General features: G+C 36.7%; 18 protein-coding genes. 11 read left to right on the forward strand and 7 right to left on the reverse strand.

The annotated features are described in order from the left end of the window. The first annotated feature begins 183 nt into the window (after positions 1-183). Both ACIGHG_RS01935 and ACIGHG_RS01940 read left to right on the forward strand, forming a co-directional pair. Positions 184-1,311: a glycosyltransferase gene (locus tag ACIGHG_RS01935; RefSeq protein ID WP_396546917.1), complete on the forward strand. Its 1,128-nt coding sequence runs from the start codon at positions 184-186 to the stop codon at positions 1,309-1,311. Positions 1,312-1,449: 138 nt separating this feature from the next. Further along, positions 1,450-2,088, forward strand: a complete 639-nt coding sequence (locus tag ACIGHG_RS01940; RefSeq protein ID WP_396546919.1) for a carboxypeptidase-like regulatory domain-containing protein — start codon at positions 1,450-1,452, stop codon at positions 2,086-2,088. Positions 2,089-2,638: 550 nt separating this feature from the next. Here ACIGHG_RS01940 and ACIGHG_RS01945 read toward each other — a convergent pair. From ACIGHG_RS01945 to ACIGHG_RS01955, 3 genes are all read right to left on the reverse strand, one after another. Beyond that, positions 2,639-2,791: a DDE-type integrase/transposase/recombinase gene (locus ACIGHG_RS01945; RefSeq protein WP_396547185.1), complete on the reverse strand. Its 153-nt coding sequence runs from the start codon at positions 2,789-2,791 to the stop codon at positions 2,639-2,641. Between the two features lie 404 nt (positions 2,792-3,195). Continuing rightward, on the reverse strand, positions 3,196-4,137 hold the full coding sequence (locus ACIGHG_RS01950) for a GDP-L-fucose synthase family protein (protein ID WP_396546921.1): 942 nt from the start codon (positions 4,135-4,137) through the stop codon (positions 3,196-3,198). An 89-nt stretch (positions 4,138-4,226) separates the two neighbouring features. Next, entirely contained in the window at positions 4,227-5,609 is a 1,383-nt protein-coding gene (locus tag ACIGHG_RS01955; protein ID WP_336472162.1) for a sugar phosphate nucleotidyltransferase, read from the reverse strand. Positions 5,610-5,953: 344 nt separating this feature from the next. Between ACIGHG_RS01955 and ACIGHG_RS01960 the strand changes: the two genes are divergently transcribed. After that, positions 5,954-6,277: an alpha-helical endospore appendage domain-containing protein gene (locus ACIGHG_RS01960; RefSeq protein ID WP_090915043.1), complete on the forward strand. Its 324-nt coding sequence runs from the start codon at positions 5,954-5,956 to the stop codon at positions 6,275-6,277. A 215-nt stretch (positions 6,278-6,492) separates the two neighbouring features. Here ACIGHG_RS01960 and ACIGHG_RS01965 read toward each other — a convergent pair whose 3' ends face one another. After that, on the reverse strand, positions 6,493-6,663 hold the full coding sequence (locus ACIGHG_RS01965; protein ID WP_336472163.1) for a hypothetical protein: 171 nt from the start codon (positions 6,661-6,663) through the stop codon (positions 6,493-6,495). 173 nt (positions 6,664-6,836) lie between these two features. Here ACIGHG_RS01965 and ACIGHG_RS01970 point away from each other — a divergent pair, with 173 nt between their 5' ends. The 6 genes from ACIGHG_RS01970 (at position 6,837) to ACIGHG_RS01995 (ending at position 10,986) form a co-directional block, all read left to right on the forward strand. Next, positions 6,837-7,160 carry an alpha-helical endospore appendage domain-containing protein gene (locus ACIGHG_RS01970; RefSeq protein ID WP_336472164.1) on the forward strand — a complete coding sequence of 108 codons (324 nt, stop codon included), beginning with the start codon at positions 6,837-6,839 and terminating at the stop codon, positions 7,158-7,160. 361 nt (positions 7,161-7,521) lie between these two features. Further along, the gene (locus ACIGHG_RS01975; RefSeq protein WP_336472165.1) at positions 7,522-7,845 is read left to right on the forward strand and encodes an alpha-helical endospore appendage domain-containing protein; all 324 of its coding nucleotides are present in this window, start codon (positions 7,522-7,524) and stop codon (positions 7,843-7,845) included. A 328-nt stretch (positions 7,846-8,173) separates the two neighbouring features. Further along, complete coding sequence (locus ACIGHG_RS01980) at positions 8,174-8,995, forward strand: class I SAM-dependent methyltransferase (RefSeq protein WP_396546924.1); 822 nt, start codon at positions 8,174-8,176, stop codon at positions 8,993-8,995. Positions 8,996-9,220: 225 nt separating this feature from the next. Continuing rightward, positions 9,221-9,544, forward strand: coding sequence for an alpha-helical endospore appendage domain-containing protein (locus tag ACIGHG_RS01985; RefSeq protein ID WP_244547957.1), 324 nt, complete (start codon positions 9,221-9,223; stop codon positions 9,542-9,544). 92 nt (positions 9,545-9,636) lie between these two features. Next, a complete protein-coding gene (locus tag ACIGHG_RS01990; protein WP_396546926.1) occupies positions 9,637-10,083 on the forward strand; it encodes a hypothetical protein in 447 nt (148 codons plus the stop codon). Positions 10,084-10,398: 315 nt separating this feature from the next. Continuing rightward, the gene (locus ACIGHG_RS01995; RefSeq protein ID WP_336472168.1) at positions 10,399-10,986 is read left to right on the forward strand and encodes a class I SAM-dependent methyltransferase; all 588 of its coding nucleotides are present in this window, start codon (positions 10,399-10,401) and stop codon (positions 10,984-10,986) included. A 412-nt stretch (positions 10,987-11,398) separates the two neighbouring features. Here the strand turns inward: ACIGHG_RS01995 and fabI are convergent, their stop codons facing one another. Both fabI and ACIGHG_RS02005 read right to left on the reverse strand, forming a co-directional pair. Beyond that, positions 11,399-12,175: an enoyl-ACP reductase FabI gene (fabI, locus tag ACIGHG_RS02000; RefSeq protein WP_336472169.1), complete on the reverse strand. Its 777-nt coding sequence runs from the start codon at positions 12,173-12,175 to the stop codon at positions 11,399-11,401. A 152-nt stretch (positions 12,176-12,327) separates the two neighbouring features. After that, on the reverse strand, positions 12,328-12,582 hold the full coding sequence (locus ACIGHG_RS02005) for a hypothetical protein (protein ID WP_396546929.1): 255 nt from the start codon (positions 12,580-12,582) through the stop codon (positions 12,328-12,330). 133 nt (positions 12,583-12,715) lie between these two features. Here ACIGHG_RS02005 and ACIGHG_RS02010 point away from each other — a divergent pair, with 133 nt between their 5' ends. Next, positions 12,716-13,876, forward strand: coding sequence for an FtsW/RodA/SpoVE family cell cycle protein (locus tag ACIGHG_RS02010; protein WP_090915867.1), 1,161 nt, complete (start codon positions 12,716-12,718; stop codon positions 13,874-13,876). 77 nt (positions 13,877-13,953) lie between these two features. Beyond that, positions 13,954-14,694 (forward strand): bis(5'-nucleosyl)-tetraphosphatase PrpE, encoded by a 741-nt coding sequence (gene prpE / locus ACIGHG_RS02015; protein WP_396546931.1) that lies wholly within the window; start codon positions 13,954-13,956, stop codon positions 14,692-14,694. 15 nt (positions 14,695-14,709) lie between these two features. Here the strand turns inward: prpE and ACIGHG_RS02020 are convergent, their stop codons facing one another. Next, positions 14,710-15,600 carry an RluA family pseudouridine synthase gene (locus ACIGHG_RS02020; RefSeq protein ID WP_396547187.1) on the reverse strand — a complete coding sequence of 297 codons (891 nt, stop codon included), beginning with the start codon at positions 15,598-15,600 and terminating at the stop codon, positions 14,710-14,712. Positions 15,601-15,656: the final 56 nt, after the last annotated feature.

A 15,656-nucleotide genomic window follows, 5' to 3' on the forward strand; every position in this document is an offset into this window, starting at 1 on the left:
CTATCCTCCTCGATTTTGATTATGTCATTTCTTCATCACCTTTTTTATTATATTAAGCACGGTCAAATAAGTTTCCAAAAAAGCACTTTTACCCAGTTGAAATCATATGATGGAAATTGATTACTTAATTTCATGTTATAAGGGAGGAAAGGAATAATGAATTTGCGCCGACTGTCATTGTGTATGATTGTAAAAGATGAAGAGGATTGTATTGGTAAGTGCTTAAACAGTATAAAGGATGTTGTAGACGAGATGATTATTGTAGATACAGGGTCTTCGGACCGAACCGTTGAAATCTGTAAATCATTCGGGGCTCAAGTTTTCGACTTCCCCTGGAACGGGAGCTTTTCAGCGGCCCGCAACTATGGTTTGGATCGTGCAACGGGGGATTGGATTTTATGGTTGGATGCAGACGAAGAGGTAGACTCTTCTGATGCATATAAATTTCGCAATGTCCTCTACTACGATGACTATCTCCTGTCTATTCATTTAATTAATTATTATGGTGATCTTCCAGATCCAAATAAAACATTCGATATTGCTCATACTCGTCTTTTCCGGAATTATAAAGGGTTTAAATTTAGAAATAATATCCATGAAATGCTTAACGCAGATGAAGTTCTGACGGAAACGGACAATAATCAGGCCATCAAAACCGTTCCAATTAAGGTATATCATTACGGATACTTGGATTATGTGAATAAAAATAAAAAGAAATTTGAACGTAATCTTGAAATGTTAAAAAATGAACTCACCCAAAAAGATCACAGCCCTTGGATCGATTATCATATTGCAAGTGAATATTACCGTGTAGAGCAATATGACAAGGCATTCGATCATGTCAATCGTTCCATTAGAGGTTTCCTGCAGGAGCTAAAAACACCACCTTCCTTGCTGTACAGACTAAAGTATTCGATATTGATCGCCTCAGGGAGCATTGACGGAGCATGGCCCGGCATCGACAGAGCAGTTTCTCTCTATCCGGATTATGTGGATTTACACTTTTATAAAGGTTTGATCTTATACATCAGAGAATCTTATGAAGAAGCATTGGAGACATTTGAACACTGCCTTAAACTGGGCGAAGAAAATTTACATCATCTTACCTTAAAGGGACTAGGTAGCTTTCAAGCTTTATATTATATAGGCTGCTGCCTTGAAAAGCTCGGACAAATCGAGGCAGCTGCGAAGTCTTACGCACTGGCTGCAAATCTGTCACAAACATTCGATTCTCCTGTAGAGGCTCTACGTAAACTGAAGATAAAACACCAAGATATTTTCAAGGAGTTACCAGCAGATTTAGATGTTTAAACTCTAATCACTACAGGGCTGTCTATCGAGATTCTATAATAAAATTAACAATTTTAGAAAAAATAGTGTACTAGCCGTGTCTTTCAAAGGTACTAAATAATAATATGTTATTAGTACTGAAGAAAGAGAGGTGATACAATGTCTTTTCCAATTATTCCTAATATTACACCTACCATTTCAATTACTACTCCACAAACTATACCATTGCTTTTCGCTTCCATCGCTCTTGAGGAACTAGCTCTAGCTCACATCATCAATGCTGAGGCAGAGAAGCTTCAATTTGTTCTCGGAACATTACCGACAACAACTGCACTTTCTCCTCCGGTAGTTACGATTTCCAATCTTCTTGCTGTCGACTCGAGTGTTCAAAGAACTCTTCGTGATGTCATCAAGAAGGAAATGCTATTAGAGTTCAAGTTTGAAAATATACTAGATTTACTAGCGAGCAGTGCTTCATCTACACCAGGAAGCATATCAATTGCTCCTGTTACTGGTGCAACGTGTGGTGCAGTTCTTCCTATTTCAGGTACGTTACTCACTGCACTTGGCCTTCCATTAGTAGGTGCACAAGTAACTCTTGCAGTAACTGGTGCTACAGCGGGTGCTAATGTAACTTTCTCGACTACAACACCTATTACAGATTTGGCTGGTAACTTTAGCGTTTTAGGAACATTTACTGGTGTATCAGGTCCAAACTCTGTAACAATAACAGCTACTGCTACTTCATTAGGAGTTACAGTTACTACCTCTCAGACTATTACTTTCGTTTGCCCGTAATTCTAGAATATATTTCAATAAATTGAGAGAGGATATCCGTTCTTTTCCTCCTTCAGGGGGCAAAACTGTTTTAGGCTGCAAGCTGACGCCTGTATTCACAGGCGTCAGCTTATTATAGGTAAAATCTATTTCATGATGCACCAAGAAATTAACGTAGTTTCCAGGCAGAATATCTCCCTCATAATACCTTCTCTTTCGTAATTTGAATCCATGTTTTTAAAATGGATTTTTCATCTCTAACTTTTCGATATATAATTCTTAATCCATGCCTCGTTTATCAATCAAGATAGATTCACCGCGTTCCCCTTTATTCGCATCGGAACGGCTTGTAACTTTATTTCAAATGAATAAGTTTTTTATTGCTATATAAAAATAATCATACAAGATACATACATAGATTCCCGAGGGTATCTTTCTCTTAAGGAATGTATACCGTGAATTAAATAATCTAGTAAATCCGTATAAAAAATATATTTTAAAATCTTGCTCCTTTTTCCGAATTCATATCATATCTCCCTTTAGAAACGAGAAATGATTGTGAAAAAAGCTTTTATAATAGACAAGAAACAGCCAAGGCTTTTTTCAAGAAGCGCTTGGCTGTTTTTGTATATCTTATTTTACTGGAGGACAGGTCAACCGTATTGTTTGTCGAATTAGTCGCACAATACAAGTACATCCGTTGATCTTTAACTTTATAATATATATTTCATCCGTCCTCCTTAATAATCCCAGAAATTTGGATGAATATATGAATTCATTTTTATCCCGCTATTCGCGGGCAGTAAGACCCCCACCTCAAGATTCAGAGAGAAGCAAAGAAGATAGGTGGGGGATAACTGCCCGTAAAAGCCCGATTGGGCGGGCTTTCCGTCAGTAGGGGATGAAGACCCCCCACTGACGGAAGTTTCACTTTATTTTTCGACATCTAGCTCCCTGCTAGGTTGAATAAAAAGTAACCTGTTCTCGTTTTCTCTTTTGGTTTTTACTTCGCATGTGGCAGAGAAAGGCCCTGACCGCTTCTATGCACGGCCAGATGCTCTCGCCCGCTTAAAAAGGGGGCTTTATGTTGGATTTTTAATTAACATATATATAGGCACCATTCTGCTATTATCTTATATCTTGATTCACATACCAATCTATGGTTTTTTTCAATCCTTCTTCTAGACTAACCTTTGCTTCAAATCCAAAACATTCCTTCGCTCTCTGTATATCGAGACATCTTCGAGGTTGACCATCAGGCTTCTGGGAATCCCAGCGAATTTGACCTTCAAAACCTGTTTGAGCTGCAATTAACTCTACTAAGTCTTTAATTGAAATTTCTGTTCCTGTACCAATGTTTACAGGCTCCGCCCCGTTATAATTCGCTGCTGCCAGCAGAATTGCTTCTGCTGCATCTTCAACAAATATAAACTCTCTCGTTGCCTTCCCGCTGCCCCATACCGTAATATGATCCTTTCCCTGTTCTTTCGCCTCTAAACATTTCCGTATGAGAGCTGGAATTACATGGGAAGTCTCTAAGTCAAAGTTATCCCGGGGTCCATACAAATTGACAGGAAGAAGAAAAATAGAGTTAAAACCATACTGTTGTCTGTATGCCTGACTCTGTACAAGCAGCATTTTCTTGGCTAAACCATAAGGAGCATTCGTTTCTTCAGGATATCCATCCCATAATTCGTCTTCCTTAAACGGAACAGAAGCAAACTTAGGATAGGAGCAGATTGTTCCGCAAACCACGAATTTTTCTATGTTGGCTAGTCTTGCGGCTTCCATCAGATGAATCCCCATAGATAAATTATCATAGAAAAATGAACCTGGATTTTTTCTGTTAGCCTCAATTCCACCGACTGAAGCAGCTAAATGAATGATTAAATCGGGCCTTGTTTCCTGTACCAATGTCATAGCTGTTTGTGGATTACGTAAATCATATTGTTTGCTGCGCGGTACAATAATTTGTTTACAACCCCATTCTTCTAATCGTTCCACTACATGAGAACCAAGAAATCCTGCTCCTCCAGTTACCATTACTTTCTTATCTTTCCACTGTTCCATAATATCCCTCCATATACATAGTTGCTTAATTGTATGGGAGCAAAAAGAATTTTGACAGTAGTTACCCTCTAATTTAAATTCAAAGGAATTCATTCGTTTTCAATAGATTTCTTCATTTCTTCCCATGACATATATAAACGAACAATATCTTGTTCTTCAAGTTTACTACCCATCTGAACCTCGACAATTTCAAGATCTTTGATTGCCTTAATCCCGTGTTTTGCACCAACTGGGATGTTTAGCACATCACCCTTTTTTACATAGGACAATGTATCATCTAGAACAAATTCACCTTCACCTGCAACAACCACCCACACTTCACTTCGCTCATGATGATATTGATAGCTAAGATTTTTTCCTGCAAATACACATAATCGTTTTGTCAGTACTTCCATTCCTTCAGCTAATTTCTTATAGTCCAAGACGCGATACCATCCCCAACGGCGTTCCTCGAACATAGGGCGTTGTTCTAAATCTTTTACCACCTCTTTAACATGGTGGCTAGTGGATTTATCTGAAACTAAAATACCGTCGGGACTTGCTGCCACCACCATATTCGAAGTACCTAATACAACTATGGGAATATCTAACTCATTGATTAAATGCGTATTGATACAATTATCACTGATTGAACCTCTGCCAACGATATTTGTTTGCATATCCTCAGTTAATGTATTCCAAGTCCCTAAATCCTTCCAATAACCATTATACGGAATAACCGCAATCCGCTCTGCCTTTTCCACAATTTCATAATCAAAGCTTATTTTAGGCAGCTGTTCGTAGTGCTGAATGATCTCATCATACTGAGTAGGCAAGCCTCTTTTTTCTAGCTGGTTAATGATATACCCTAGTTTGAATGCAAAAACGCCGCAATTCCATAATGCACTTTGCTGAATTAGCTGCTCTGCATGCTCTTCCATCGGTTTTTCCTTAAAACCTTTTACCTTCATATACGTTTGTGATTGCCGTTGGTTCACTTCATCTTTGTCAGGAATGATATAACCATATTTTGTTGAAGGATAGGTAGGACTTACACCAATTAAAGCAACATCCATGCCCGATTGCTGAATGACATTCTCTAAATCTTTAACTTTATCAAAGAAATGATTTTCCACAAAGGGATCAACAGGCATTACAGTAATTACCTCTTCTAGATTAACACCAATGATTGAATACAAATATGTCGCTGCTAATATGATTGCCGGAAAGGTATCTCTTCGCTCTGGTTCAATGATTAATGGTACTTGAGTCCCTAATTGATTTTGAATGATATCCACTTGTGTTGCACTTGTTGAAACGTAAGCAATATTCAATAATTGATTCAAATCTAATTGTCGCCACAATCGCTGAACCATAGATTCCAACCCATTCTCTGGACATGTTAACATCTTTAAAAACTGTTTTGATCTAGAATCGTTGGAAAGCGGCCATAATCGTTTCCCTGAACCTCCTGACAGTAATATAAGTTTCATATTATACACCCCGATGTCATACATTAGTTGAAATTCTTTTCTTACCTTCAGTTAACATATGAGCATAGGCCGTATTGTGCAACGGATAAAAACACATTAAATATCGCATGGTTGATTCTGAAAGGAATACCATCGACTTTTATTAAAGTGAACCAACAGGTGTACAAGCAGCCAAGCGCTTTTGACGGAAATCCTTGGCTGCTTACCATTTTTTCTCCCTCCTCTCCAATTCCCCAAGGGATTTTATGAATTGGACAATATAAAATTCCGCACGAAAAAGCTGTATCATGTACAAGCCCAAGGCAATAAAATACAACTGACACTAAAGAAAGAGGTGAATCACATTGTCTTTCCCGAACATTCCAAATATTACACCGACTATTTCGGTTACTACTGCACAGACTGTACCGTTACTTTTGTCTTCTATTGCCCTTGAGGAATTAGCCCTGGCTCACATCATCAATGCTGAGGCAGAAAAGCTTCAATTTGTTCTCGGAACATTACCGACAACAACTGCACTTTCTCCTCCGGTCGTTTCGTTATCTAACCTTCTTGCTATTGACTCAAGTGTTCAAAGAACACTTCGTGACGTTATCAAGAAAGAAATGCTACTGCAGTTCAAATTTGAAAATGTCCTTGATTTAATAGCAATCACTCCGCTTCCTTAAGAAACTTTTAATCACTTCTGTTTCTAGAGTTATGGTCACTAAAAAGACAAAAAACAACTACATTTATAACCTTGCACCAAAGCCTTCTAGTCTATGAATATCATCCGTTTGACTAACCTTAGTGGGTGCGTAAACCGAAGAAGGATTTCATCAGAGGCCTCCTGCTTGTAAGCAGGAGGCTTTTTTATGTTCCTTCAACTAGTGTTAACACAGTATCAAAACCAATTTGCTGTCATGGACAACGCATACACTTTAATTTGATCTTTGTCTACATTTCCTAACTCCGCTGCAATTTCTCCCTTCGTTTTCCCTGCTATTCGTATCCGAACAGTTTGCAGCTTTATCTCAAATTTTAGCGTCTTTCTTATCGTTATATAACAATTCACCCCCTAATTTTGGATACATACTATCCTTAACTCAGTGTTTCATAGATACCCATGGGATTTTATGTTTCATGAATAAATTGGATGATCATAAATGCTATACGCAAAATAGCGGTGTCACTTACAAGCCCAGGATAATAACATACAATTGATACTAAAGAAAGAGGTGAATTACATTGTCTTTTCCGAACATTCCGAATATTACCCCGACTATTTCGGTTACTACTGCACAGACTATACCGTTACTTTTGTCTTCTATTGCCCTTGAGGAATTAGCTCTGGCTCACATCATCAATGCCGAGGCCGAAAAGATTCAATTTGTTCTCGGAACATTACGGTCAAAAAGTAAATTTACTCCTTGTCGGGTCACGTTATCCAATCTTCTTGATATCGACTCAAGTGTTCAAAGAACACTTCGTGATGTCATCAAGAAGGAAATACTACTGCAGTTCAAATTTGAAAATGTCCTTGATTTGATAGCAATCACTCCGCTTCCTTAAGAAACTTTTAATCACTTCTATATCTAGAGTTATGGTCACTAAAAAGACAAAAAACAACTAAATTTATATCCTTGCACCAAAGCCGTTTAGTCTATGTATATCATTCGTTTGACTAACCTTGATGCCGGTGATACATATACCGGAGAAGAATTTCATAAGATGCCTCCTGTTTGTAAGCAGGAGGCTTTTTTTATGATGAAAAATAAAACGTACAGTATTGAATTTATGGTCACCAGTATAGGCCGAAAACATCATCTGATGATACGAATACATTTTCATCAGGGCATTTGTCACAGAAAATATAGGCGAATCATACAATAACAACGTACATTAACGAAAAGGAAGGTGTTATACCTTGAGTATGCCAACAATACCAGCAGAACCCCATCGTCCAAATCAGAAGCAAGTTATTATAGATTTATTGGAATCAATAGCTTTAGAGGAGATTGCTTTATCACACCTTTTAAACGCTGAAGCTGAAAAAATGCAAGCTTTTGTTGGAAAATGTTTAGATTTCCCAACATGTCCTACAAACCGGCAAATTCTTCAATTCAACAGAGAAGCAACCAGATTTGTTGAAACGGTCTTAATGAAAGAATGGTTATTATTAAGAAAGTTCGAAAATATAACAGATTTAATCCAAAGCCGGCGTAGAGTATGCTGTAAATGTCGTCCGTCAAAATAAAACAAATTTTCTTTTGAGTAAAGGAAATAAAAAAATAACAATCCTTCGAAAGTTTGCCTGATAATAAAATCCAAATGGCGTTAGTATAGTTCGTTTTGGTGCAAAGATATAAATAAAAATATTTTTCATCTTTCTAATCACAATATAGAGTTCGTTTTGGTATATAAATGCACCATATGTCATTATAAATCACCAATCTTGGACATTCATTTTGATTTTTGCACCAAAACGCTTTGTTCTATGGGCATTTTTAACTGCCATATGTAGAAATCATTTCCTCTAGTTGTATCTACTGTCCAACTGAAGTGATAAATAAGGAGGAATTATCATGAGTCAATATCAGCATTTCATTTTTCTCGATTATCCAATCAAATCAACCCCCCGTTTTGGGTGGAATAAACCTCCGCATGCAAAATTACACGAAATCATTAATAGAAATCGGTTGTTATATGAGGAATACCTAAAAAAATTCTTGAAGCATAAAGAAAAATTTATTCACATCAATAGGCATGAAAATAAGGCATTCCCTAATTGCCCTTTTTGGATAAACGGATGGTTGCCTGGCCTAGATTCAGTAGCTATTTACGGATTCTTATGTGAGAATAACCCAATGCGATATTACGAGATAGGATCTGGAAATTCAACAAAATTTGCAAAACAAGCTATTAAGGATCATAACCTTCAAACTGAGATTCTCTCTATCGATCCTTCTCCAAGGGCCGAAATTGATTCCATTTGTAATCATGTTGTGAGACAGCCTCTTGAAGACGTTGATTTGCATATTTTTGATGATTTGGAAACAGGGGATATTCTTTTTATAGATAATAGCCATCGTTCTTTTATGAATTCGGATGTGACCGTTATTTTTCTAGAAATTTTACCAAGATTAAAACCCGGCGTTTTTATTGAGTTCCATGATATATATCTTCCTCATGATTACCCTCAAGAATGGATTACACGATATTACAATGAACAATATTTGCTTGCCTCCACCTTATTGGCGGATGGAAATAAGTATGAAATTATATTTCCGGGCATGTTTATTGCTCAAGACCCTGAGTTAAGTAAGGTCTTGGCTCCCTTATGGGACGATCCAAAGATGCAAGGCGTCGAACGGCATGGAGGATCTTTCTGGATCAAAACAAAATAAAACTAATTCTTGTTTAATCGGAGGTTTAGTGGCAGCCTAACTTTGGACTTTTTTATGATGTAAAATAATACGTCTCTATATTGAATTTATGGTCACCAATGTAGGCCGGAAACAGTATCTGATGACAACGAGTGCATTTTCATCAGGGCATTTGTCACAGAAAATATAGGCGAATCATACAATAACAACGTACATTAACGAAAAGGAAGGTGTTATACCTTGAGTATGCCAACAATACCGGCAGAACCCAATCGGCCAAATCAGAAGCAAGTTATCATAGATTTATTGGAATCAATAGCATTAGAGGAGATTGCTTTATCACATCTTTTAAACGCTGAAGCTGAAAAAATGCAAGCCTTTGTTGGAAAATGTTTAGATTTCCCTACACATCCTACCAACAGTCAAATTCTTCAATTCAACAGAGAAGCAACCAGATTTGTTGAAACGGTCTTAATGAAAGAATGGCTATTATTAAGAAAGTTTGAAAATGTAACGGATTTAATCCAAAGCCGGCGTAGAGTATGCTGTAAATGTCGTCCATCAAAATAAAACAAATACTTATTTGAGTAAAGGAGGGGAAGGTGTTGTTCTATCTATTTACTGAAGAGAACTATGTATCTTCCTTACGGTCAATCTTTCATATGGAACGTTCTATTTACAAGTATTTACATGCAGCACATGATATGGTGGTAATTCTTAAAAATCATCATACAGATGAAGATGATGATTTATTGGTTACTATAAAAACTTGTATATTCCCACTCTTACAAACCATTGCTGACTTAGAAGGAATTTTACTTAGGAAATCTTTTTATATCATTGAACATACTTGCCCTCGTACACAAATAGCAACGATACCTTTTATATCGAAAGAGAGTTCTCATGAGGACACCTTGAAAACAAAAGCTTTATTATATGATATTAAAAAAAATATTAAACAATTATGCCCTAATCGCAATCAGATAATCGATGAAACAGTTGAAAAAATTCTACATCTAGAAACTAGGAGAAAACAAGTGTTTGTTCCTAACTACCAATGGAAAAAAAATAATGATCCTTCGAAAGTATTGCTGACAATAAAATCTTAATTATTCAGCTTTCTCAGTTTCATATAAAACAACAATACTTGATATATAATACAAAAAAAAATGACACCTTCTTTTATAGCAGAATTAAGGTAATGAAACCAAATTCTCAATAAAAGATAGGTGTCATCTCTATGAGAACGAAAGAGCGCCCTTTTATGCAATTTCCGTCTGAGTTACCAGTCGTCCATAATCGACAGAAACAAAAGAAGTGACTGGGCGTATTGAAAATAGACCTTTTTATTATATCGAAAAATAAAGTTAAGCATATACATAATATGTAATATTCTAACATTGAGAAAGGAGGTTATTTTTAATATGGAAAATAATAAAAGTATATATGAACTACTAACAATTGTAGATAGTATCGAAGGGTGGCTGCACTTTTCCGAACAATTCGCACTATTACATTTACCTGCACTAGTTGACCATCTATACGGAGATATAGTTGAAATCGGTTCATATAAAGGAAAGAGTACCATTGCATTAGGTCTTGGCAGTTCTTTAATGAGCACAAAAAAGTGTCCGATTTATGCCATTGACCCATTTATACCAAATAACGAACTTTATTATGGAAATTATTTTGATATTTTCTGGGATAATATAAAGAATCATGGACTAGAAGATAGTGTTATTCCAATTAAAAAGTATAGTACAGAAGCTTATGATGATTGTCCTAAATTAATAGCAGCGTTATTTATTGATGGTGATCACGAATATTCAAGTGTTAAACATGATATTATTCATTATACACCGAGAGTTGTAAAGGGAGGCTTAATTGCTTTCCATGACTATGGTCATCCCCATAATCTAGGGGTAGCTCAAGCCATACATGAACTTTGCATGAATGAAGATTATGAGTATTTCGGTTTATATGATACTTTACTCATAATCCGAAAACGATAAATAAAATCGCCCATATTTATCAAGTAGAAATTTTAAAATTTAAAACCAGAATTCCTCTGTTTAATCAACAACAGATTGATGGATGGAAAAGAAGTAGAGACTTATTGCACAATTGTCAAAAATGGTCGTACAAGCTTCCGCCTTGCTATCAATTGTTTTTATTGCTAATATTCAAATACATCAACAATTAATATCGGCTCCTTGCCAGATTATAGCACGGGGGGAAATCAGGATCTTAACTTCGTTTAACATGATTAGATTCCCCTTTCGATGGAATTATTAAAAAACAATCCGAGTCTTAACAGAGCCTTCCCTCTATCATCATATTGGCCTAGTCAGTTACTTAGAGCAAACTTAAAAACATACAAAAAAGCAATTGGCTATATACGGCCAATTGCTTTTTTCAAACTTTTTATCCTAAAATATGATATCCAGAATCTACATGAATATTCTCACCAGTCACACCACTTGCTAGATCACTGAATAAGAATAACGCTGTATTTCCTACTTCTTCTTGTGTTACGTTACGACGCAACGGCGCACGTTCTTCAATTTGTTTTAAGATGCTGTTGAAATCGCCAACACCTTTTGCAGATAATGTGCGAATTGGTCCTGCTGATACAGCATTGATACGGATATTATGCTTTCCTAAGTCGTTCGCTAAATATTTTACGCTCGCTTCTAATGATGCTTTTGCAACGCCCATTACGTTGTAGTTCGATACAACGCGTTCTCCGCCAAGGTATGTTAATGTAACAATGCTTCCGCCTTCTGTCATCACTTCTTTCGCTGCTCTTGATACAGCTGTTAAAGAGAATGAGCTAATATTTTGTGCTAACAAAAAGCCATTACGAGATGTATCAACGAACTCACCTTTTAAATCATCGCGTTCTGCAAACGCAATACAATGAGCCAGTCCATGAATAACTCCAACCTCTTCCTTAATTGTTTGGAAGCAGCTTGCGATATCTTCATCATTTGTTACATCGCACGGTAATACAAGTGACTTTTGTCCTTCTAATGATTCTGCTAAATCACGTACATTCTTTTCTAAACGCTCTCCAGCATATGTGAAAATTAAGTTTGCTCCTGCGCTATGTAATGAACGAGCAATACCCCAAGCAATGCTTCGCTGGTTTGCAACACCCATTACAACAATATTTTTTCCTTTTAGATTGAGAAGATCCATGTATTTATCCTCCTATTTTCATAAATAACAGTAGTTATTAGTACCTGATACTATTTTTATAATATCATAAATTATCCATAAGGCAAAATAAAAAATCATTTTCTACTATATAATACTTTTTTATTTCAATACAGAAGCATTATAATCCTGCCTTATATATTTATAGCTATATAAATCCAAATTAAAAAGCCGACATAAAACCATTCTTTTTCGGTGGGCGAGAGCATCTGCCATGCATAGAAGCGGTCAGTGCCCTTTCCTGCCCCATGCAAGGTAAAACAAAGGGACAAAGCAAGTGCAGGCTCTTCTGCATAGCCGTAATCTAGATATCTAAAAATGAAAATGGATTCATATAGCAAAACATTTTGTAGTTTCTTACATAAGAATCGCATAATCATCAATATCATACGTTTCCTTCCCCAACATCTGACATTCCTCTATCTAAATCTAAACAACATATTTGCAAACAACAAAAAATCCGCTAAGATGGTAATAGTGTCTTTTTTTATAATAATGAGTAATAGAAAGGAATACAGTACGGTGAAAGATAAAAATTCTCAATATCAAATAGATTACATTTTAATACTAATTGTACTATCAATCGCTATGGTAAGTTGTTTTGCTATTGCAAGTGCACAGCCGTCCTTACCGCCAAATTTACAAAAGGTTAACTTCGTCGCCCAGCAAATTAAATGGTATGTAATTGGTGTGATCGCAATTGCTGCCGTTATGATCATCGACTTTGATCGTTATAAACAAATTTGCTGGTATTTATATGGATTTGCAATGGTTCTTCTTCTTGGACTTGAGTTTCATATTCCAGGCGCGGTAACAATTAAAGGGGCAACTGCTTGGTACTCAATTCCAGGTATCGGTAATTTCCAGCCATCAGAAATTATGAAACTCTTTTTAATTCTTGTCGTTGGTCGTATTATCGTAGACCATAATGAAAAATATGTAATTCGAACACCGCGAGAAGATTTACTCTTACTTGGGAAAATTTTTGCGGCGAGTTTACCACCACTGCTGTTAATTGCCAAAGAACCTGATTTAGGAAATACGATGGTAATTTCAGCAATGCTTGCTGCTATGATTTTAGTATCCGGGGTTCGCTGGCGCTTTATTTTCAGTTTAGCTGGCATTGTCGTTGCAGTTGCTACAATCCTTGTGTATATTTACTTTGCGCACACTGCATTTTTTAAAGCGCATATTTTAAAGGAATATCAATTAGATCGTTTCTACGGTTGGTTAGCGCCTTATGAATACGAAACACAAGGTTTTCAATTAACACAATCTCTTTTAGCAACTGGATCCGGTGAATTGTACGGCAAAGGCTGGGAAAATGGACAAGTATACTTCCCTGAACCTCATACAGACTTTATATTTACAAATATCGCTGAGAAATTTGGATTTTTAGGAGGAAGCGTCGTTATTTCACTCTACTTCCTGCTGATTTATCGTATGATTCATATTGCGTTAGAAAGTAATGATCCATATGGCAGTTATATATGCGCAGGAACAATTGGGATGTTTACATTCCAAGTATTCCAAAATATCGGTATGACAATTGGACTACTTCCTATTACCGGTATTACATTACCACTTTTAAGCTACGGTGGTAGTTCCTTACTTACCTATATGATTGCAATTGGCTTCATTCTGAACGTACAGTCACGAACAAAGAAATTTATGTTTGATTAAACCATATCCTAGTGGATATGGTTTTTTCTTCTCTTCATAGCGGTATACTAATCAAAAAAAAGAGTAGGTGATTTCATATGAAGTATGATGTTATTGGAGATATTCATGGCTGTTTAGAGGAATTTCAAGCATTAACAAAGCAGCTTGGCTATACATGGGATAGCGGATTACCAGTTCATCCTCAAAAACGACAACTTGCTTTCGTAGGCGATATTACAGACCGCGGTCCTCATTCTCTTCGCATGATTGAAATTGTTTGGGAACTTGTCATACATAAACAAGAAGCATATTATGCTCCTGGCAATCACTGCAATAAATTATATCGTTACTTTCTTGGGCGCAAGGTGCAGGTGGCACACGGTCTAGAAACAACCGTTGCAGAATACGAATCATTAGGCACACGCGAGCAAAAAATCATCCAGAAAAAGTTTATCGACCTTTACGAACAATCGCCTCTCTATCACGTACTAGATAACGAAAAACTTGTTGTTTGTCACGCTGGTATTCGCCAAGATTACATTGGAAGAAGCGATAAGAAAGTTCAAACTTTCGTCTTGTACGGTGATATTACAGGCGAAAAGCATCCTGATGGTTCTCCTGTCCGACGTGACTGGGCGAAGCATTATACTGGGGATGCTTGGATTGTATATGGACATACACCTGTACAAGAACCTCGATTCGTCAATCATACTGTAAATATTGATACGGGATCCGTATTTGGCGGAAAATTAACAGGACTTCGTTATCCAGAAATGGAGACGGTGTCCGTTCCTTCTTCGATGACGTTTGTGCCAGAGAAATTCCGTTCTATTGACTAAAAAAAGCTGATGGAATCATGGTTCCATCAGCTTTTTCATATCTTCGGGTAACTCCGCATGAAATGTAAGCTGCCTTTCTAATATCGGATGATAAAACGTTAAATTTGTACTATGCAGGGCTTGCCTCTTTATTTCATCCGTTTTCCCCCCGTACAAATCATCACCAAGTAACGCATGGCCAAGATGCGCCATATGAACTCTAATTTGATGAGTACGCCCTGTTTCTAATTGAAGCGCTACATGTGTCTTATCTTTCAATCTTTTTTGCACCTGAAAATGAGTAACTGCTCGCTGCCCATCTTTACGGACCATACGCTCAATAATACTATCATCTGTTCTTGCAATGGGAGCATCAATTGTTCCGCTGTCCTCTGCTATCATTCCATGAACAATTGCTTCATATGTTCTTTTTACTTGTTTTTGCTGATGTTGCTTTGATAGCAAATGGTGAATAAAACGATTTTTTGCAATTAACATCAAACCAGATGTATCTCGGTCAAGCCTTGTTACGATATGTACTGTACTTGCCAAATTTTGCTGATCATAATAATGCAAAAGAGCATTTGCTACACTCCCGATTGGATGCTCTCTTGATGGAATTGTTGACATATACGGCTGCTTATTAATAACAAGAACAGAATCATCTTCATACACAACTGAGAGAGGAATACTCTCACTTCGCATCCCTTCGCTTCTCTGCTCAGGCGGGAAGTATACTACTAACTTTTCTCCTTCTTGCAAAACATGACGTACATTTACATGATGTTCATTCACTTCAATTTCTCCGCCATGAAACTTTATATCTGTTAATGCTGCTTTTGAAATACCTTTCGCTTTCAAAAATTCTCGAATAAGCATTCCTTCATCCGTTTTTGTTATACACCACGTTAAAGTAAACCTTCTCAATTGCATAACTCTCTTCTAACCCTCTCTAATGGTGTGTTTACGATGCAAAACCAACC

Source organism: Bacillus sp. NPDC077411 (genome assembly GCF_044543425.1).
GTDB lineage: Bacteria > Bacillota > Bacilli > Bacillales > Bacillaceae_G > Bacillus_A > Bacillus_A bruguierae.